Source organism: Microbacterium sp. STRO-2N (assembly GCF_057747775.1).
In genome coordinates, this window is record NZ_CM173223.1 from 1810656 (window position 1) to 1828124 (window position 17469).

General features: G+C 69.4%; 15 protein-coding genes and 4 tRNA genes. 9 read left to right on the forward strand and 10 right to left on the reverse strand.

What is annotated here, in order from left to right; genetic code table 11:
* Nucleotides 1–2 precede the first annotated feature (2 nt).
* Nucleotides 3–854 (forward strand): pyridoxal kinase PdxY, encoded by an 852-nt coding sequence (gene pdxY, locus AC3ANN_RS08435; protein WP_488340531.1) that lies wholly within the window; start codon nucleotides 3–5, stop codon nucleotides 852–854.
* Nucleotides 855–903: 49 nt separating this feature from the next.
* Here the strand turns inward: pdxY and AC3ANN_RS08440 are convergent, their stop codons facing one another.
* Both AC3ANN_RS08440 and thrS read right to left on the reverse strand, forming a co-directional pair.
* Entirely contained in the window at nucleotides 904–1443 is a 540-nt protein-coding gene (locus tag AC3ANN_RS08440; RefSeq protein ID WP_488340532.1) for an HIT family protein, read from the reverse strand.
* 65 nt (nucleotides 1444–1508) lie between these two features.
* Nucleotides 1509–3512: a threonine--tRNA ligase gene (gene thrS / locus AC3ANN_RS08445; protein WP_488340533.1), complete on the reverse strand. Its 2004-nt coding sequence runs from the start codon at nucleotides 3510–3512 to the stop codon at nucleotides 1509–1511.
* 346 nt (nucleotides 3513–3858) lie between these two features.
* On the opposite strand from thrS, the gene AC3ANN_RS08450 reads away from it, so the two are divergent.
* Entirely contained in the window at nucleotides 3859–4071 is a 213-nt protein-coding gene (locus tag AC3ANN_RS08450; protein WP_488340534.1) for a KTSC domain-containing protein, read from the forward strand.
* A 97-nt stretch (nucleotides 4072–4168) separates the two neighbouring features.
* Here the strand turns inward: AC3ANN_RS08450 and AC3ANN_RS08455 are convergent, their stop codons facing one another.
* The 4 genes from AC3ANN_RS08455 to AC3ANN_RS08470 form a co-directional block, all read right to left on the reverse strand.
* On the reverse strand, nucleotides 4169–5611 hold the full coding sequence (locus tag AC3ANN_RS08455) for a collagen-binding domain-containing protein (RefSeq protein ID WP_488340535.1): 1443 nt from the start codon (nucleotides 5609–5611) through the stop codon (nucleotides 4169–4171).
* Nucleotides 5612–5855: 244 nt separating this feature from the next.
* Nucleotides 5856–5930 (reverse strand) — tRNA-Val (locus AC3ANN_RS08460).
* 27 nt (nucleotides 5931–5957) lie between these two features.
* Nucleotides 5958–6031: transfer RNA gene (locus AC3ANN_RS08465), tRNA-Cys, on the reverse strand.
* A gap of 54 nt (nucleotides 6032–6085) precedes the next feature.
* Nucleotides 6086–6158: transfer RNA gene (locus tag AC3ANN_RS08470), tRNA-Gly, on the reverse strand.
* 155 nt (nucleotides 6159–6313) lie between these two features.
* Here AC3ANN_RS08470 and AC3ANN_RS08475 point away from each other — a divergent pair.
* Nucleotides 6314–6389: transfer RNA gene (locus AC3ANN_RS08475), tRNA-Val, on the forward strand.
* Between the two features lie 29 nt (nucleotides 6390–6418).
* Here the strand turns inward: AC3ANN_RS08475 and AC3ANN_RS08480 are convergent.
* The 3 genes from AC3ANN_RS08480 to zapE all read right to left on the reverse strand — a co-directional run bounded on the left by AC3ANN_RS08480 (nucleotide 6419) and on the right by zapE (nucleotide 9462).
* The gene (locus tag AC3ANN_RS08480; RefSeq protein WP_488340536.1) at nucleotides 6419–6928 is read right to left on the reverse strand and encodes a type II toxin-antitoxin system PemK/MazF family toxin; all 510 of its coding nucleotides are present in this window, start codon (nucleotides 6926–6928) and stop codon (nucleotides 6419–6421) included.
* A 75-nt stretch (nucleotides 6929–7003) separates the two neighbouring features.
* Nucleotides 7004–8272 (reverse strand): ammonium transporter, encoded by a 1269-nt coding sequence (locus tag AC3ANN_RS08485; RefSeq protein WP_488340537.1) that lies wholly within the window; start codon nucleotides 8270–8272, stop codon nucleotides 7004–7006.
* A gap of 161 nt (nucleotides 8273–8433) precedes the next feature.
* Nucleotides 8434–9462, reverse strand: a complete 1029-nt coding sequence (gene zapE / locus AC3ANN_RS08490; RefSeq protein ID WP_488340538.1) for a cell division protein ZapE — start codon at nucleotides 9460–9462, stop codon at nucleotides 8434–8436.
* A gap of 152 nt (nucleotides 9463–9614) precedes the next feature.
* Between zapE and AC3ANN_RS08495 the strand changes: the two genes are divergently transcribed.
* Both AC3ANN_RS08495 and AC3ANN_RS08500 read left to right on the forward strand, forming a co-directional pair.
* The gene (locus AC3ANN_RS08495) at nucleotides 9615–10511 is read left to right on the forward strand and encodes a sulfurtransferase (RefSeq protein WP_488340539.1); all 897 of its coding nucleotides are present in this window, start codon (nucleotides 9615–9617) and stop codon (nucleotides 10509–10511) included.
* A gap of 42 nt (nucleotides 10512–10553) precedes the next feature.
* Nucleotides 10554–10991, forward strand: coding sequence for a SufE family protein (locus tag AC3ANN_RS08500; RefSeq protein ID WP_488340540.1), 438 nt, complete (start codon nucleotides 10554–10556; stop codon nucleotides 10989–10991).
* Between the two features lies 1 nt (nucleotide 10992).
* Here the strand turns inward: AC3ANN_RS08500 and AC3ANN_RS08505 are convergent, their stop codons facing one another.
* Nucleotides 10993–12228: an alpha/beta hydrolase family protein gene (locus AC3ANN_RS08505; protein WP_488340541.1), complete on the reverse strand. Its 1236-nt coding sequence runs from the start codon at nucleotides 12226–12228 to the stop codon at nucleotides 10993–10995.
* Between the two features lie 25 nt (nucleotides 12229–12253).
* Here AC3ANN_RS08505 and AC3ANN_RS08510 point away from each other — a divergent pair, with 25 nt between their 5' ends.
* The 4 genes from AC3ANN_RS08510 to AC3ANN_RS08525 all read left to right on the forward strand — a co-directional run bounded on the left by AC3ANN_RS08510 (nucleotide 12254) and on the right by AC3ANN_RS08525 (nucleotide 17467).
* On the forward strand, nucleotides 12254–12841 hold the full coding sequence (locus AC3ANN_RS08510; RefSeq protein ID WP_488340542.1) for a DUF3000 domain-containing protein: 588 nt from the start codon (nucleotides 12254–12256) through the stop codon (nucleotides 12839–12841).
* Entirely contained in the window at nucleotides 12834–14033 is a 1200-nt protein-coding gene (locus AC3ANN_RS08515) for a ribonuclease D (protein WP_488340543.1), read from the forward strand. The genes AC3ANN_RS08510 and AC3ANN_RS08515 overlap by 8 nt, the downstream gene beginning before the upstream one ends.
* A 72-nt stretch (nucleotides 14034–14105) precedes the next feature.
* Complete coding sequence (locus AC3ANN_RS08520) at nucleotides 14106–15311, forward strand: thiolase family protein (RefSeq protein ID WP_488340544.1); 1206 nt, start codon at nucleotides 14106–14108, stop codon at nucleotides 15309–15311.
* A gap of 11 nt (nucleotides 15312–15322) precedes the next feature.
* On the forward strand, nucleotides 15323–17467 hold the full coding sequence (locus AC3ANN_RS08525; protein WP_488340806.1) for a 3-hydroxyacyl-CoA dehydrogenase NAD-binding domain-containing protein: 2145 nt from the start codon (nucleotides 15323–15325) through the stop codon (nucleotides 17465–17467).
* Nucleotides 17468–17469: the final 2 nt, after the last annotated feature.

The window sequence follows — 17469 nt, forward strand, 5'->3', positions numbered from 1 at the left end:
GGGTGAAGATCCTCTCCATCCAGTCCGCGGTGGCGTACGGCCACGTCGGAAACTCCGCAGCCGTCTTCCCGCTGCAGCGCATCGGCGTCGAGGTCATGCCGGTCTACACGGTGAACTTCTCCAATCACACCGGCTACGGCGCATGGCGCGGCCCCCTCATCGACCCCGGCGACGTGCGCGAGGTCATCACCGGCATCGAGGAGCGCGGGGCGTTCCCGCAGGTCGATGTGGTGCTGTCTGGCTACCAGGGCGGCGAGGGCATCGCCGACGTGATCCTCGACGCCGTCGCCCGCGTCAAGGCCGCGAACCCCGACGCCGTCTACGCGTGCGACCCGGTCATGGGCAACGCCAAGTCCGGCTGCTTCGTCGCACCGGCGATCCCGGTGCTGCTGCGCGACCGTGTCGTGCCCGCCGCCGACATCATCACACCCAACCAGTTCGAGCTCGGCTTCCTCACCGAGACCGAGCCGGCCGACCTCGAGTCGACCCTCGCCTCGGCCGACCTGGCACGCGCCATGGGACCGCGCACGGTCCTCGTCACGAGCGTCGAGCGCCCCGACCGTGCCGAGGGCACGATCGAGATGCTGGCCGTCACCGACGACGGCGCCTGGATCGTGCAGACCCCGCACATCCCGATGAAGGCGAACGGCTCGGGCGATGTGACCGCGGCGCTCTTCACCGCCCACTACCGCCGCACCGGGGACGCGGCCGACGCCCTCGCCCGCACCACGTCGAGCGTGTTCGACCTGCTCGAGCGCACGCACGCGTCGGGAGAGCGCGAGCTGCAGCTCGTCGAGTCGCAGGAGGCCTACGCGAACCCCCGCATGCAGTTCGAGGTCACGCAGGTCCGCTGACACCGCGTGCGGACGGATGCCGCGGGCCGCGGCATCCTCTCGCCACCCGTCAAGCGGGCCAGGCGTCGGCGATCGCTCGGCGCACGTCGCCGAGCAGCTGCGGCAGCGCCTTGGTCCTCGCGATGATCGGGAAGAAGTTCGCGTCGGACGCCCACCGCGGCACGATGTGCTGGTGCAGGTGCTCGTCGACACCGGCTCCGGCGACCTGGCCCTGGTTCATGCCGATGTTGAAGCCGTCGCAGCGCGACACGGTGCGCAGCACCTGCATACTCCGCTGCGTCAAGGCGCCGATCTCGGCGACCTCCTCGTCGGTGGCCTGGTCGTACGTTGGGATGTGGCGGTACGGGCACACCAGCATGTGTCCCGAGTTGTACGGGAAGAGGTTGAGCAGCACATAGGCCGTCACGCCGCGGAAGACGATGAGCCCATCCTCGTCGGACTTGCGCGGCGCCTCGCAGAACGGGCACTCCTCCCGGAGCACCTCGGGACCCGCCTGAATGTAGGCCATCCGGTGTGGTGTCCAGAGGCGCTGGAACCCATCGGGCACTCCCGCGAGCGTGGCAGCGTCGACGAGGTCGGGATCGCTCACGCGTCCTCCGACAGGCTCGGCGACCGGGTCTTCGCGTTCGTGGGTTCGCGCAAGCGCGTCGTCGCTCACGCGAAGTCCTGGGCCGTGTCGACCAGTGCGTGCGCGTCGATCGCGGCGCGAACGCGGCGCACGGCGTCGGCGATCGGCACGCCGTTCTCCTGCGAGCCGTCGCGGAAGCGGAACGACACCGTGCCGGCCGAGCGGTCCTGCTCGCCCGCGATGAGCAACAGCGGCACCTTCTGCGTCGTGTGCGTGCGGATCTTCTTCTGCATGCGGTCGTCGGAGTGGTCGAGCTCGGCTCGCACGCCTTCCGCCTGCAGCTGTCGCACGATGTCGCCGAGGTAATCGGCGTACTCCTCGGCGACGGGGATGCCCACGACCTGGACCGGGGCGAGCCACACCGGGAAGGCGCCCGCATAGTGCTCGAGCAGGATCGCGAAGAACCGCTCGATCGAGCCGAAGAGCGCGCGGTGGATCATGATCGGGCGCTTCTTCTGGCCGTCGCGGTCGGTGTACTCGAGCTCGAAGCGCTCGGGCAGGTTCGGGTCGACCTGCACGGTGGACAGCTGCCAGACACGGCCGATCGCGTCACGGGTCTTGAGGTCGATCTTGGGTCCGTAGAACGCGGCCTCGCCCGGGACCTCGGTGAGCTTGAGCCCGCTCGCCAGGGCGACGTTGCGCAGCGCGTTGGTGGAGTAGTCCCAGAACTCGTCCGACCCGATCCACTTGTCCTTCTCGTCGTCGCGCATCGACAGCTCGAGCTCGAACTCGTCGAGGCCGAAGTCGCGCAGCATCGAGATGACGAACTCCAGGACGCGCGTGGTCTCGGCCTCGAGCTGCTCGGGGGTGACGAAGAGGTGCGAGTCGTCCTGGGTGAACCCGCGCACGCGGGTGAGCCCGTGCAGCGCGCCCGAGAGCTCGTTGCGGTAGACGGTCCCGTTCTCGGCGAGTCGCATCGGCAGGTCGCGGTAGCTGCGCGCACGCTCCTTGTAGATCAGGATGTGCATCGGGCAGTTCATCGGCTTGAGGTAGTAGTCCTGGCCGTGCCTGACGATCTCGCCGTGCTCGTCGCGCTCCTCGTCCATCACGATGGGCGGGAACATTCCCTCCTTGTACGTGACGAGGTGGTTCGAGGTGAGGAACAGGTCCTCCTTCGAGATGTGCGGCGTGTAGACGTAGGTGTAGCCGCCCTCGACGTGGCGACGGCGCGCGTGCTGCTCCATCTCGCCGCGTACGATGCCGCCGCGCGGGTGCCACACCGACAGCCCCGAGCCGATTTCGTCGGGGAACGAGAACAGGTCGAGCTCCTTGCCGAGCTTGCGATGATCGCGCTTGGCCGCCTCCTCGAGGCGCGTCTGGTACGCGCGCAGCTCGTCCTTGGTCGGCCACGCGGTGCCGTAGATGCGCTGCAGCTGCGGGTTCTTCTCGCTCCCCCGCCAGTACGCACCGGCGATGCGCTGCAGCGCCCAGCCGTTTCCGATCATGCGGGTGTTCGGCAGGTGCGGTCCGCGGCAGAGGTCCTTCCACACGGTCTCGCCATCGCGGTTCACGTTGTCGTAGATGGTCAGCTCACCGGCGCCGACCTCGACGGACGCGCCCTCGGCGGCGTTCGCGCCGGATCCGGGACCCCCTGCGAGATCGATGAGCTCGAGCTTGAACGGCTCCGCGGCGAGCTCGGCACGGGCCTCCTCGTCGGTCACGACACGGCGGACGAACCGCTGACCCTCGCGGACGATGCGCTGCATCTCCTTATCGATCGCCTTCACATCTTCGGGCGTGAACGGATGCTCGACGCCGAAGTCGTAGTAGAAGCCGTCGGCGATCGGCGGGCCGATGCCGAGGTTCGCCTGGGGGTTGATGCGCTGCACCGCCTGCGCCAGCACGTGAGCCGTCGAATGGCGGAGGATGTCGAGCCCGTCCGGGCTGTCGATGGCCACCGGCTCCACGGCATCCGTCTCGGTCACCGTCGTGGCGAGGTCTTTCAGCTCGCCGTTCACGCGGAGGGCGACTACGGAGCGATCGGGGAAGAGGGCGAACCCGTCGGCGGGGTAGGACACGGCGTCAGACACGGCATCCAGGCTATCGTCCCGGACGTATCCCCCCGTCCGCCGCGTGCTCCGGAACATCGTGACGCGAACGCATTCCGGGCAATATGCTGACCCCGTCGTCGCGCCGAGGCCCGAGAGCCCGCCCGTCGCGACGCACTCCACGCGGCATCCGCACTCGGTTCGAGATGGCAAGGGGTCGACATGAGCGAAGGCGAGACGACGACGGATGCCGCGACTCGGGTGCGCCGGCACTCCGGTGCGGTGCGCCCTCGATCCATGTGTTCCCGGCAGAGGACGGCGTGACGCTGCGGCTCACCCGGTTCGAGGGCGGACCGAAGGGACCGGTGAGGAGCGTAACCTCGGGCCGATGAGGCGGAAGCACCTGGATTCGACCGCGATCGCGTCCGCGGGGTACGACCCCGCCACGGCGCTGCTCGAGCTGGAATTCACCTCGGGCGAGGTCTATCAGTACTTCGCGGTGCCGAAGGCCGTCTACCGCGGCCTCATGGACGCCGACAGCGCCGGCCGGTACTTCCGCGACCACATCCGGGACGTGTATCCGTCGCGCCACCTGCGCTGACGCCGGCGCCGCCCTCGGTCGAGGGCCCGCGCCGGCATCGGGCTGATCGCACGTGGAGGCCGATTCAGAGCGGGACGACGGATGCCGCGCACGGCCTTCAGCGGACGCGGAGGCGTCTCCTGACCGCGACGAGCAGAACGCCCGCAGCGAGCAGTGCGACGCCCGCCGCAACGGCGACGCCGCTGAGCGAGCCGCCGGTGACGGCAAGAGCGCCTGGCTGGCCGGCCTCGCCTGCGGGGGTGATGTGGGGCGACGTGTCTGCCGGTTCGGCGGGTACCGCGGGTTCGGTGGGTTCAGTGGGTTGCATCGGGTCCACCGGGTCGGTCGGGTCCACGGGGCCGGTCGGGTCCACCGGGTCGGTCGGGTCCACGGGGTCGGTCGGGTCCACGGGGCCGGTCGGGTCCACGGGGTCGGTCGGGTCCACGGGGTCGGTCGGGTCCACGGGGTCGGTCGGGTCCACCGGGTCGGTCGGCGTGCACGGGATCTCCCCGCCGAAGAGGTGGTGGTGCAGTTCCCCGCCACCCCGGGCGGTGAACGACCGCGTGATCCACTGTCCGTTGTGCGAGATGCCGGAGTCGAAGGTGACGTCGGCGTTCGGTGCGTAGACGGCCCCGAGTTCGAGGCCGCTGACCGTCACCGCGCCGGAGACCGCGGACATGTCGAGCATGATGTAGCGCGCAAGAGCCTGCTGCGCGCCCTGCTGAGAGCTCCAGCCTTCGATGTTGACCGGCCCGATCGAGGTCGTGCCCGCGGGGACACGGATGACGAGCGGAGCGTGCGCTGTCGGCACATAACCGTCGAATCGATCCCGCTTGATGATCTTCGGTCCCCACTCGCTCACGAGGTCGCTGTAGTCCAGCACATTGGGCCGGTCGTCGACGAAGTCGCTCGGGAGCACGAGCCCGCCCTGGTCTTCGATCGCGACGTGGTTGACGCGATCGGTGTCGTACATGCGCGCAAGGCACGACGTCGCCGGAGCGGTGCCGCCGAGGTACGCCTCGACGGCGTCGCGCTCGGTCGTGACAGCAGCGAGCGACGCCTCGCTGAACGGCATGCGCGGCAGATGGATCACGCGGCCGGCCGCGCTTTCGAGCATCACCTGTCCGTTGTGCGGCGACGCGACGACGTCCGTCGTGTCGACGAGCTTCGCGACGGCGCTCCACTCCGGCGTCGCTGTCGTCGCGCCGGCGTTCGTGACATCGAAGACACCGGTGCCCAGTCGGCCCGCCAGAAGCCGGACAGGGAGGCCGTCGACGAGGGGCACGGCGTAGTCGCCGGTTCCCGCGACATGATGAATGAGCGGATAGTTGCCGGACGGCGTGGAGAGCGTGCCGCCCGCGGCGACGGAACCCTCGAGCTCGTGGTTGCCGAGGCTCACGTCTCCGCTCGCGACGATCGTGAAGCCGCTACTGGACGCGAACGGGTTGACGCCGATCTCGGCGGCGTGAGCGCCGGGGACGGCCGCAAGCGCGACGATGCCGGCGGACAGCGCGCCGGCGACGAGCGCGCGCTTCGAGCGCGCGCGGACGGATGAGGACATGCGTTCTCCAGGTCGAGTGGGCGCGTTGCCGCGATGGGCATCGCACGACGTCGCTCGGGTAGCGACGGCGGGTTTCGCTCGCATCGCGCCGATCGGACGGGCGACGCAGAACGCGAACACCTATCAAGACGCGGGGGCCGTCGATCCCTTACGCGGCGCAGGAAACTCCCAGGTACGCCGGGCAGAGGATCGGACTCGCTCCGGAAACGAAGAAACCCCCGGTGATCCGGGGGTTTCGGGAAGGTGGTGGGCGATACTGGGATCGAACCAGTGACCTCTTCCGTGTCAGGGAAGCGCGCTACCGCTGCGCCAATCGCCCGAGTCGAGCTCCGGTCGGGACCGGGAGTGGAGGTGGCGACGGGATTCGAACCCGTGTAAACGGCTTTGCAGGCCGGTGCCTAGCCGCTCGGCCACGCCACCGCGTGTGGTTTGACCCCACGTGCCGCGATCCCCCGAAGGAGATCCCTGCACTCGAGCGGATGACGAGACTCGAACTCGCGACCCTCACCTTGGCAAGGTGATGCGCTACCAACTGCGCTACATCCGCATTTCGCTCCCGGGATTCGCACCCCGGGCACTTGAAAGACTTTAGCCGATCCTCGCCGCCATGCAAAACCGAGCGCGCCCCGCGCGTGTCATGTGACGTGGTTCGAGCCAGGGCTCGGCATCCGGTAGGATCGTTACTCGTCCCCCTCGGGGAACGGGCGATTGGCGCAGTTGGTAGCGCGCTTCCTTCACACGGAAGAGGTCATCAGTTCGAGTCTGGTATCGCCCACCACTTGCTCCGTCCCGTCGGCTCCCGGGATGTCAGGCGACACTCCAGCCGTAGCGGCGGTGAAGCGCGTCGGCGATGCGGACGAACCGGTCCGGATCGAGAGCGGATGCCTCGCGCCGCATGCCATCCCGGTGCACGCTGTAGATCTGCTCGATGTCGACCCACGACGGCCGTCCGCGGGAGTCCCACTCCCCGGTCCCGATCGCGAGGAAGTCGCGGTCCCCGTCGTGAGCCTTGCTGGTCAGGCGCACGACGTACACGCGGTCCTCGTCCTGCCGTGCGATGACGAGGACCGGCCGATCCTTGCCCCGCCCGTCGTTCTCTTCGTAGGGCACCCAGGTCCACACGATCTCACCGGCGTCGGGCTCTCCATCCCGATCGGGTGCGTAGCCGATGCGCAGCGCGTCACGTGACGGCGGGGGCACCTCGACGGTTCCGACGGGGCCGCTCCGCCCGTCGCGAGGGATCGGCGGGGCGGGCGGAACGCGCTTCGAACGGAAGAGGCCTCGTAGCCGCGCCATCAGGCGGGAGGGCTGTGTCACGCGTTCACGATAGGGCACGAAGTAGGGGCGCCGCGGCCGGGGGGAAGCCGCGACGCCCCTGAGGGTTTGACGTGATCAGGCGCGCGCGCCCTCCAGCACGTAGCCCTCCTCGCCGTGCACGACCGTGTCGATGCCCGCGACCTCGTCCTCGTTCTTCACGCGGAAGCCGATGGTCTTCTCGATGGCGAAGCCGATGACGTAGGCGAGCACGAACGAGTACACCAGCACGGCCACGGCGGCGATCGTCTGCACGAGCAGCTGGGTGGCGTTGCCGCTGTAGATCAGGCCCGAGCCGTTCGCGAAGAACCCGAGGTACAGCGTTCCGATGAGGCCGCCGACCAGGTGGATGCCGACGACGTCGAGCGAGTCGTCGTAGCCCCACTTGAACTTCAGCTCGATCGCCAGGGCGCACACGGCGCCCGCGACGAGGCCGAGCACGATCGCCCAGATCGGCGTCAGCGATGCGCAGGCCGGAGTGATCGCGACGAGGCCCGCGACCGCGCCGGAGGCGGCGCCCACGGAGGTCGGCTTGCCGTCCTTGATCTTCTCGACGACGAGCCATGCCAGCAGCGCCGCGGCGGGGGCTGCGATCGTGTTCACGAACGCGAGAGCGGCGGTGCCGTCGGCGGCGAGTTCGGAGCCGGCGTTGAATCCGAACCAGCCGAACCACAGCAGGCCCGCGCCGAGGAGCACGAACGGCGGGTTGTGCGGGACGTGGACGCCCTTCTGGAATCCGAGGCGCTTGCCGAGCACCAGCGCCAGCGCGAGGGCCGCGGCGCCGGCGTTGATGTGGACCGCGGTGCCACCGGCGAAGTCGATCGCGCCGACGCCGAACCACTCCTGCATGCCGTACGTGATCCAGCCGCCGTACGCGAAGCTGCCGTCCTCGGCCAGGCCGAAGTTGAAGACCCAGCTGGCGACTGGGAAGTACACGATCGTCGCCCAGATCGCGGCGAAGACCATCCAGGCGCCGAACTTCGCGCGGTCTGCGATGGCACCCGAGACCAGCGCGACGGTGAGGATCGCGAAGGTGGCCTGGAAGGCGACGAACGCGAGCGGCGGATACGCGGCGCCTTCGGGGACCTCGAGGAGGCTCGTCAGCCCGATCGCGGACCAGTCGATGGACCACGGCGGGACGAGCCCTTCAGAGCCCGGGAACGCGATCGCGTAGCCGTACACGACCCACAGGACGCCGATGAGCCCGAGGGCTCCGAAGCTCAGCATCATCATGCTGATGACGCTCTTGGCCTTGACCAGGCCGCCGTAGAAGAACGCGAGTCCTGGCGTCATCAACAGGACGAGCGCTGCCGCGATGAGCATGAATGCGGTGTTGCCTTGATCCATCTCGGTGGAGAACCTCTCTGCGGGGACGCAGGTGTAGCGTCGGGTTCCCCCAGTGTGGACACGGCCGGTTTCCGCCGCCGGTCATCCCGTGTTTCCTCGGCGTTACGCGAACCCGTGCCGCGTAAACATCGTGTTTCGAGACGCCGATGCGATGCCGCGAATCAGGCGAGAGTCGACGCAACGAGCCGCGAGATCGCGCGCAGGTACTTCTTGCGGTACCCGCCCGAGAGCATCTCGTCGGGGAAGACCAGGTCGAGCGAAGTGCCCGTCGCGCGGATGGGCAGCTCGGCATCGTAGACGCGGTCGATGAAGGCGACGAAGCGGAGCGCGGCCGACTGGTCGGTGAACGGGGCGACGTCGCGGATGCCGACCACCGAGAGGCCGTCGATCAGCTTGATGTACCGCGACGGATGCACCCGCGCGAGCTGGGCGACGAGGTCGGCGAACGTGTCGTCCGACGCGATGCCCCGGGCCGAGGCATCCGCGATCGCCGCCTCGTACTCGGGCTGCGTCAGCACCGCGGCGTGGCCGTCGACGGCGCGGTGTCGGTAGTCGGTGCCGTCGATGCGGATCGTCTGGAAGCTCGAGGCCATCGCGTGGATCTCTCGCAGGAAGTCCTGCGCCGCGAAGCGCCCCTCGCCCAGGGCGTTCGGAGGGGTGTTGGATGTCGCGGCCAGCCGCGTGCCCGATGCGACGAGCTCGCCGAGCAGCCGCGTCATGACCATCGTGTCGCCGGGATCGTCGAGCTCGAACTCGTCGATGCAGAGCAGATCGGAGCCGCGGAACAGATCGACGGTGTTCTGGTATCCGAGCGCTCCGACCAGGGCGGTGTACTCGATGAACGAGCCGAAGTACTTCCGGCGCGCCGGCATCGCGTGGTAGACGGCGGCGAGCAGGTGGGTCTTGCCCACGCCGAACCCGCCGTCGAGGTACACCCCGGGCTTCACCTCCGGGCGCTTCGCGCGCCGGAACAGCCCGCCCTTGACCGGAGCCGCGGCGCCCGAGAACACCCCGAGCAGGTCCTTCGCCTCCTGCTGCGACGGGTAGGCCGGATCCGCGCGGTACGTGTCGAACGTCGCGTCGGCGAACTGCGGCGGCGGAACCAGGGCGGCGACCATCTCGGCGCCCGTGAGCTGCGGCGACCGCTCGGCCAGATGGACGACGCCCGTGCGCGCGGCGGAAACGGTCATGGGGATCCTGTGTCGGAGTCTTACATCGGGGCTGTGCTCGTGCGTCCGGGAATCTAAGGTCGGACACGACGGTTCAACCCTAACCGTCACCCGAACGCGCCCCGACCCGGGTGCGGAACCGAGGTCCGACACCCACGCCGTCAGGAGCTGCCATGACCGTCGAGCACGACACCTCATCCCCGAAGTTCGCCGAGTACGCCGACCCCGGCCGGCTCGTCACCGGCGATTGGCTCGAAACGCACCTCGACGAGCCCGGGCTCGTCGTCGTGGAGTCGGACGAGGACGTGCTCCTGTACGAGACGGGCCACATCCCGGGCGCGGTCAAGGTCGACTGGCACACCGAGCTCAACGATCCCGTCGTCCGCGACTATGTCGACGGCGCCGGTTTCGCGGCGCTCCTCGGTCGCAAGGGCATCTCGCGGGACGACACCGTGGTGATCTACGGCGACAAGAACAACTGGTGGGCGGCGTACGCCCTGTGGGTCTTCTCGCTGTTCGGCCACCCCGACGTGCGCCTCCTCGACGGCGGGCGTGACAAGTGGATCGCCGAGGGCCGTCCCTTCACGACCGACGCGACCACCCGCGAGCCCACGGACTACCCCGTCGTCGAGCGCGACGACACCGTGCTGCGCGCCTACAAGGACGACGTGCTCGCGCACCTCGGGAAGGGCCCCTTGATCGACGTCCGGTCGCCGGAGGAGTACGACGGCTCGCGCACATCGGCGCCCGCCTATCCCGAGGAGGGCGCACTTCGCGCCGGCCACATCCCCACGGCCCGCAGCGTGCCGTGGGCCCGCGCGGTCGCCGAGGACGGCGGGTTCAAGTCCCGTGCCGAGCTCGACGCGATCTATCGCGGCGAGGTGGGGCTCGGCGACGCCGACAGCATCGTGGCGTACTGCCGCATCGGCGAGCGGTCGAGCCACACGTGGTTCGTGCTCAAGCACCTGCTCGGGTTCGAGGACGTGCGCAACTACGACGGCTCCTGGACCGAATGGGGCAGCGCCGTGCGAGTGCCGATCGCGACGGGCGCGGCGCCCGGATCGGTCTGACACGCGGAGCCGAGGCATCCGTCGCGTGGGACGATGGAAGGGATGAACGACGTCCTGCCCGCGCGTCTCGCCGAGATCCGCGATGAGTTCCTGGAGCTGACCGAGCCCGAGCGCCTGCAGCTGCTCCTGGAGTACTCGCAGGAGCTGCCGCCGATCCCGGCGGAGTACGAGGATCACCCGGAGTTGTGCGAGCGGGTGGTCGAGTGCCAGTCACCGGTGTACATCGTGCTCGACGTCACGGCCGACGGCACGGTCGCCATGCATGCCACCGCGCCGCCCGAAGCGCCGACCACACGGGGGTTCGCGAGCATCCTCGCGCAAGGTCTCACCGGGCTGAGCGTCGACGAGGTGCTGGCCGTGCCCGCGGACTACCCGCAGAGCCTGGGGCTCACCCGCGCAGTGTCGCCGCTGCGCATCGCGGGCATGACCGGCATGCTCCTGCGCGCACAGCGCCAGGTGCGAGCGAAGGCCGCGGCCTGAATCACGCCCCGGGCGCCGCGAGCCCCTGCGTCGCCAGCCACCCGTGGATGGTCTCGGTCCAGCGCGCCTGATCGTAGTTCCACAGCTTCGTGTGCCGCGCGACCTCGAACACCTGCATCTGGACGAGATCGGGACGCGCGAGAACGAGATCGTGCGAGGCGTCCGAGGGCACGAAGCCGTCGTCGTCGCTGTGGAGGATGAGAATCGGATGCCGCAGCTCATCGGCTCGCGCGACGATGTCGAGCTCGTCGAACCGGATCGCACCGCCCGAGCGGGTGAGCGGCGCAGCCCACTCGGTCTGGAGCGCCTCGATCGCGAGACCGCTGACCGCGTTGGGCACGCGCTGCAGCCGCGCCTGGTAGTCGAGCACGACGCGCCAGTCGATCACCGGCGACTCGAGGATCAGGCCCGCGATGATGTCGGCGTGCGCCGAGTTGAGCGACAGCTGCAGAGCGATCGCGCCGCCCATCGACCAGCCCATCACGATCACGCGACGGGCCCCACGGCGACGCGCGAAGCCGACGGCGGCGTCGACGTCGCGCCATTCCGTCGCACCCAGGGTGTACGTGCCGTTGCGGCTGCGCGGAGCCTCGCCGTCGTTGCGGTACGACACCACCAGCGAGGTGATGCCGAGCGAGCGGAACACGGGCACGGCGCGAAGGCACTCGGCACGGTTCGTGCCCCGGCCGTGGACCTGGATCACCCACGTCTCGCCGTCCCCCGCGGGGAATCGCCACGCCGGGCAGGGACCGACGCTCGACCCGATGAGCTCGGGCTCGAAGTCGAGGTGCAGCTGCTCCGGCCGGTCGTAGTACCAGCCCGAGAACGCCGCCTCGGGTGAGAGCCGTGCGTCGGATCCCACATGCGTGAGCAGCTTGCGCTTGACGCTCGTCGCGTCCTCCCACAGCACCGATCCGAGCTTGATGTAGTCCGAGGACCCGGTGGTGAAGAGGCCGTATCGGCCCGGCAGCTCGGTGTCGGGCGTGCGCGCCAGGGTGATCGTCTGGGCGGCGGTGTCGAGCGCGAGGATGCGGGTGTCGGGCAGCCGGCGAGCGGGGGTCACCACGCGACGCGCCATGCGGACGGATCCGGCGGCGAGCACACCGAGCACGGCTGCCAGCGCGAGGCTCAGCACCGTGAGCGCCGCGCGGATCCCTGAGACGAGAACGGGCGTCCTCGACCGGGTGCCTGCAGGACGGGTGGCGCCGCGCATCGCGGCGCGCCTGGAGTCGACCATCGAGGCCTCACTCTAGTCTGTCCGCGTGGCTGAGCATCGTCCTCCAGCGGCACCTACTTCGTTCGAGCAGGCGGCGGAGGCGGTGCGCGAGATGCATTTCCGCGACGACCTGACCGTGCGTGAGATCCCCGCACCGCAGGGACTCGCGCCGAACGCGCTGGCCATCGCCGGTGACGTGCGGGCGGAGGCGGAAGGCGAGGACTCGCCGTACGGGACGGGCAGGCTCGTACTGCTGCACGATCCCGACGAGCCCGCGCCCTGGAACGGCCCGTGGCGCATCGTGTGCTTCGCCCAGGCACCGCTCGAGCCCGAGATCGGCACCGATCCGCTGCTCGCCGATGTCGCGTGGGCGTGGCTGACGGATGCCCTGCAGTCACGCCAGGCCGGGTTCCACTCGGCGTCGGGCACGGCCACCAAGACGCTGTCGAAGGGCTTCGGAACGCTGGCCGACGAGGGCGACGGCGCGCAGATCGAGCTGCGTGCCTCGTGGTCCCCGGAAGGCGCGATCGCCCCGCACGTGGAAGCATGGGCGGAGTTGGTATGCATGCTGGCGGGACTCCCGCCCGGGTCGGAAGGGATCGCGATGCTGGATTCACGGAGGCCGCGTGGCTGAGTACGTCGTCATCGATGACGTCGAGGACGCCGCCGACGCGGCGCGCGTCCTCGCGGCGGGCAGCGGCCCGGTGGCGGTCGACGTCGAGCGCGCGTCCGGGTTCCGCTACTCGCAGCGGGCCTACCTCGTGCAGGTCTACCGCCGCGACGCGGGACTCTTCCTCTTCGATCCGCCCCCGATCGGTGACTTCACCGCGCTGCAGGACGCGATCGGCGGCGAGGAGTGGGTGCTCCACGCCGCCAGCCAGGACCTTCCGTCGCTGCGGGAGCTGGGCCTCGAGCCCGCGAGCATCTTCGACACCGAGCTGGCGGCCCGGCTCCTCGGCCACGACCGCGTGGGCCTCGGCGCCGTCGTCGAGGACACCCTGGGCATCGCGCTGGCCAAGGCCCACTCGGCGTCCGACTGGTCCACGCGGCCGCTCCCCCAGTCGTGGCTCGAGTACGCGGCCCTCGACGTCGAGCATCTCGTCGACGTCCGCGACAAGCTCGTCGCCGAGCTCGAGGAGCAGGGGAAGACCGAGTTCGCGGCACAGGAGTTCCTCGCCGTGCTCGAACGCGAGCCGAAGGCCCCGCGCGAAGAACCGTGGCGCGGGCTGTCGGGCCTGCACACGGTCCGCGGTCGCAGGGCGCTCGCCGTCGCCCGGGAGCTCTGGACGGCGCGCGAGGAGTTCGCGCGTGAGCAGGATGTCGCGCCCGGCAGGCTTGTCCCGGACCGCGCGATCGTCGCGGCGGTGCTCGCAGACCCCGCGTCCAAGAGCGCTCTCGCGGCGGTGAAGGAGTTCACCGGCCGCGCGAGCCGTTCGCAGCTGGACCGGTGGTGGGCCGCCATCGAGGCCGGCCGCGCGGCGACACAGCTTCCGCTCGAGCGTTCCACCGGCGGCGACTCGCTGCCCCCTCCGCGCGCGTGGTCGGACCGCAATCCCGAGGCCGACGCACGGCTGAAGGCCGCTCGGCCCGTGGTGGAGCGTCGCGCGGAGGAGCTGCGCATGCCTACCGAGAATCTGCTCACTCCCGACGTGCTGCGCCGGGTCGCGTGGGCTCCGCCGGAGCCCGTGACGGCGGCATCCGTCGGGGAAGCCCTCCGAACGCTTGGTGCGCGACCGTGGCAGATTGAGCAGACCGCACAGGGGATCGCCGATGCCTTTGTCGGATCCGTGCAAGCGGCATTGCACGCGTCGGAAACGGCTTCGTAGGTTTCCCCCACCCGATTCTCTGCCGTCTTGGGCCGCTTCTAGGCTGGCGTCATCCCTACTTTTGGAGGCAGAGTGGCCGAGATCTCGGACGTCTTCTTCGTCGATGGAATGCGCACCCCGTTCGGGCGCGCCGGCGAGAAGGGCATGTACTGGAACACCCGAGCGGACGACCTCGCCGTCAAGGCGACGAGCGGGCTCATGGAGCGCAACCCGGGCGTTCCGAAGGACCGCATCGACGACGTCGCGATCGCCGCGACGAGCCAGACCGGCGACCAGGGGCTGACCCTCGGCCGGAGCGTCGCGATCCTCGCAGGGCTCCCCCAGACCGTCCCCGGGTTCGCGATCGACCGCATGTGCGCCGGCGCGATGACGAGCGTCACCACGATGGCCGGCTCGATCGGCGTCGGCATGTACGACCTCGCCCTCGCGGGTGGCGTCGAGCACATGGGTCACCACCCGATCGGCGCCAACGCCGACCCGAACCCGCGCTTCGTCGCGGAGAAGATGGTCGACCCCGGCGCGCTCAACATGGGAGTGACGGCGGAGCGCATCTTCGACCGGTTCCCGCACCTGACGAAGGAGCGGTCGGACCGATTCGGCATGCTGAGCCAGCACAAGGTGCAGGCCGCGTATGACGCCGGGAAGATCCAGCCCGACCTCGTGCCGGTGGCGATCAAGGACGCCGACGGCGCGTGGGGCCTCGCCACGGAGGACGAGGGCCGCCGTCCGCAGACCACGATGGAGGACCTGGCGGCGCTCAAGACTCCGTTCCGTCCGCACGGCCGCGTCACGGCCGGCACCTCCTCGCCCCTCACCGACGGCGCGACGATGTCGCTGCTGGCCGGCGGGGGCGCGGTCAAGGAGCTGGGTCTGGCTCCGAAGATGAAGCTCGTCTCTTTCGCGTTCGCGGGCGTACAGCCCGAGATCATGGGCATCGGACCCATCCCGGCGACCGAGAAGGCGCTGAAGAAGGCCGGACTCACGATCGATGACATCGGGCTGTTCGAGCTGAACGAAGCGTTCGCGATCCAGGTCATCTCGCTGCTCGACCACTTCGGCATCGCCGACGACGACCCCCGCGTGAACCCCTGGGGCGGCGCCATCGCGTTCGGCCACCCGCTCGCGGCGTCGGGTGTGCGCCTGATGATCCAGCTCGCGGCGCAGTTCGCAGAGCGTCCCGACGTCCGGTACGGGCTGACCGCGATGTGCGTGGGCCTCGGCCAGGGTGGATCGGTCATCTGGGAGAACCCGAACTACGACGGCAAGAAGAAGAAGTGAGCAGCGCACCGATGACGAACTACGAGGACATCGACTTCTCCCCCATCCAGGCGCTCGCGGACGACGAGGTCGTGACGCACTCGCGGGTGCGCGACATCCGTCTCCCCTCCGGCAAGGTGCTCGCACTCATCACGCTCGACAACGGCCGTGACCACACGCGCCCCAACACGCTCGGCCCGGGGACGCTCACCGAGCTCGGCAGCACGCTCGACGGTCTGAAGGCGCGCGCGACGGCGGGCGAGATCCAGGCGGTCGGCATCACCGGCAAGCAGTACATCCTGGCCGCCGGCGCCGACCTGTCCGACATCTCGCGTGTGGGATCGAAGGACAACGCGCGCCTCATCGCGCAGTTCGGGCACCATGTGCTGGGCAAGCTCTCGGAGCTCGGCGTGCCGTCGTTCGCCTTCGTCAACGGCCTCGCGCTCGGCGGCGGTCTCGAGATCGCGCTCAACAGCACGTACCGGACGGTGGATGCCTCTGCCGCCGCGATCGCGCTGCCCGAGGTGTTCCTGGGCATCATCCCGGGCTGGGGCGGCGCGTATCTGCTGCCGAACCTCATCGGCATCGAGAATGCGCTCGAAGTCGTCATCTCGAACCCGCTCAAGCAGAACCGGATGCTGAAACCGCAGCAGGCCTTCGACTACGGCATCGTCGACGCGATCTTCCCTGCGGCCAACTACCTCGAGGAGTCCCTCCGCTGGGCCGACGGAGTGCTGGCGGGTACCGTCAAAGTCGAGCGCAAGCACGAGCCGGGAAGGATCGAGCGCCTCACGAAGTGGCCGATCGCGATCAAGGTCGCCCGCGGAATGCTCGAGTCGAAGATCGGCACCGTGCCGAAGTCTCCCTATGCGGCGCTCGACCTGCTCGAGAAGGCCAAGAGCGGCACGAAGGCCGAGGGCTTCGCCCGCGAGGACGAGATCCTGGCCGAGCTCGCCACGGGCGATCAGTTCGCGGCCTCGATGTACGCGTTCGATCTCGTGCAGAAGCGCGCCAAGCGCCCCGTCGGTGCCCCCGACAAGGAGCTCGCGAAGAAGGTCACCAAGGTCGGGATCATCGGCGCGGGGCTCATGGCCAGCCAGTTCGCGCTGCTGTTCGTGCGCAAGCTCCAGGTACCGGTGCTCATCACCGACCTGGACCAGGCGCGTGTCGACAAGGGCGTCGCGTACATCCACGACGAGATCGGCAAGCTCGAGGCCAAGGGACGCCTGGACGGAGACACCGCGAACAAGCTGCGCGCGCTCGTCACGGGCACGACCGACAAGAGCCTCTACGCCGACTGCGACTTCGTGATCGAGGCCGTCTTCGAAGAGGTCGGCGTCAAGCAGCAGGTGTTCGGCGAGATCGAGCGGATCGTCGCCGATGACGCGATCCTCGCGACGAACACGTCCTCGCTGTCGGTCGAGGAGATCGGCGCGAACCTCGCTCACCCCGAGCGTCTGGTCGGGTTCCACTTCTTCAACCCGGTGGCGGTCATGCCGCTCATCGAGATCGTGAGGACCCCGCAGACGTCGGATGCCGCACTCTCGACCGCGTTCGTCGTGGCGAAGAACCTCGGCAAGAACGCCGTCCTCACCGCCGATGCTCCCGGCTTCGTCGTCAACCGGCTGCTCGCGAAGGTCATGGGAGAGGCGGCTCGCGCGGTGTACGAAGGCACCCCGCTTCCCGCCGTCGAGAAGGCCTTCGGCCCCCTCGGCCTGCCGATGGGCCCGTTCCAGCTGATCGACCTGGTCGGCTGGAAGGTCGCAGCGCACGTGCAGGACACCATGGTCCGGGCCTTTCCAGACCGGTTCTACGCGAACGAGAACTTCCACGCTCTCGCGGAGCTCCCCGAGGTCATCGAGAAGGACAAGGGCGGTCGCGTCACCGGCTGGACGAAGGCGGCCGAGAAGGTGCTGAAGCCCGCGGTCGGCTCCACCCCGGCGTCTGCGGACGAGATCCTGCGCCGTGTGCAGGACGGACTGGCACAGGAGATCCGGATCATGCTCGACGAGGGCGTCGTCCCGGAGGTCGAGGACATCGACCTGTGCCTCATCCTCGGCGCCGGCTGGCCCTTCATCGACGGCGGGGCTTCGCCCTATCTCGACCGCGAAGGCGCGTCGGAGCGGGTGTTCGGCGACACGTTCCACCACCCCCCGATCCGCGGCATGGTTTCGTAGCG

Bases quoted from the DNA above. Each gene is read 5' to 3' on its own strand.
- AC3ANN_RS08450 (WP_488340534.1), top strand. From the start codon at position 3,859: ATGAGGCGGAAGCACCTGGATTCGACCGCGATCGCGTCCGCGGGGTAC.
- AC3ANN_RS08455 (WP_488340535.1), bottom strand. From the start codon at position 5,611: ATGTCCTCATCCGTCCGCGCGCGCTCGAAGCGCGCGCTCGTCGCCGGC.
- AC3ANN_RS08485 (WP_488340537.1), bottom strand. From the start codon at position 8,272: ATGGATCAAGGCAACACCGCATTCATGCTCATCGCGGCAGCGCTCGTC.
- zapE (WP_488340538.1), bottom strand. From the start codon at position 9,462: ATGACCGTTTCCGCCGCGCGCACGGGCGTCGTCCATCTGGCCGAGCGG.
- AC3ANN_RS08495 (WP_488340539.1), top strand. From the start codon at position 9,615: ATGACCGTCGAGCACGACACCTCATCCCCGAAGTTCGCCGAGTACGCC.
- AC3ANN_RS08500 (WP_488340540.1), top strand. From the start codon at position 10,554: ATGAACGACGTCCTGCCCGCGCGTCTCGCCGAGATCCGCGATGAGTTC.
- AC3ANN_RS08505 (WP_488340541.1), bottom strand. From the start codon at position 12,228: ATGGTCGACTCCAGGCGCGCCGCGATGCGCGGCGCCACCCGTCCTGCA.
- AC3ANN_RS08525 (WP_488340806.1), top strand. From the start codon at position 15,323: ATGACGAACTACGAGGACATCGACTTCTCCCCCATCCAGGCGCTCGCG.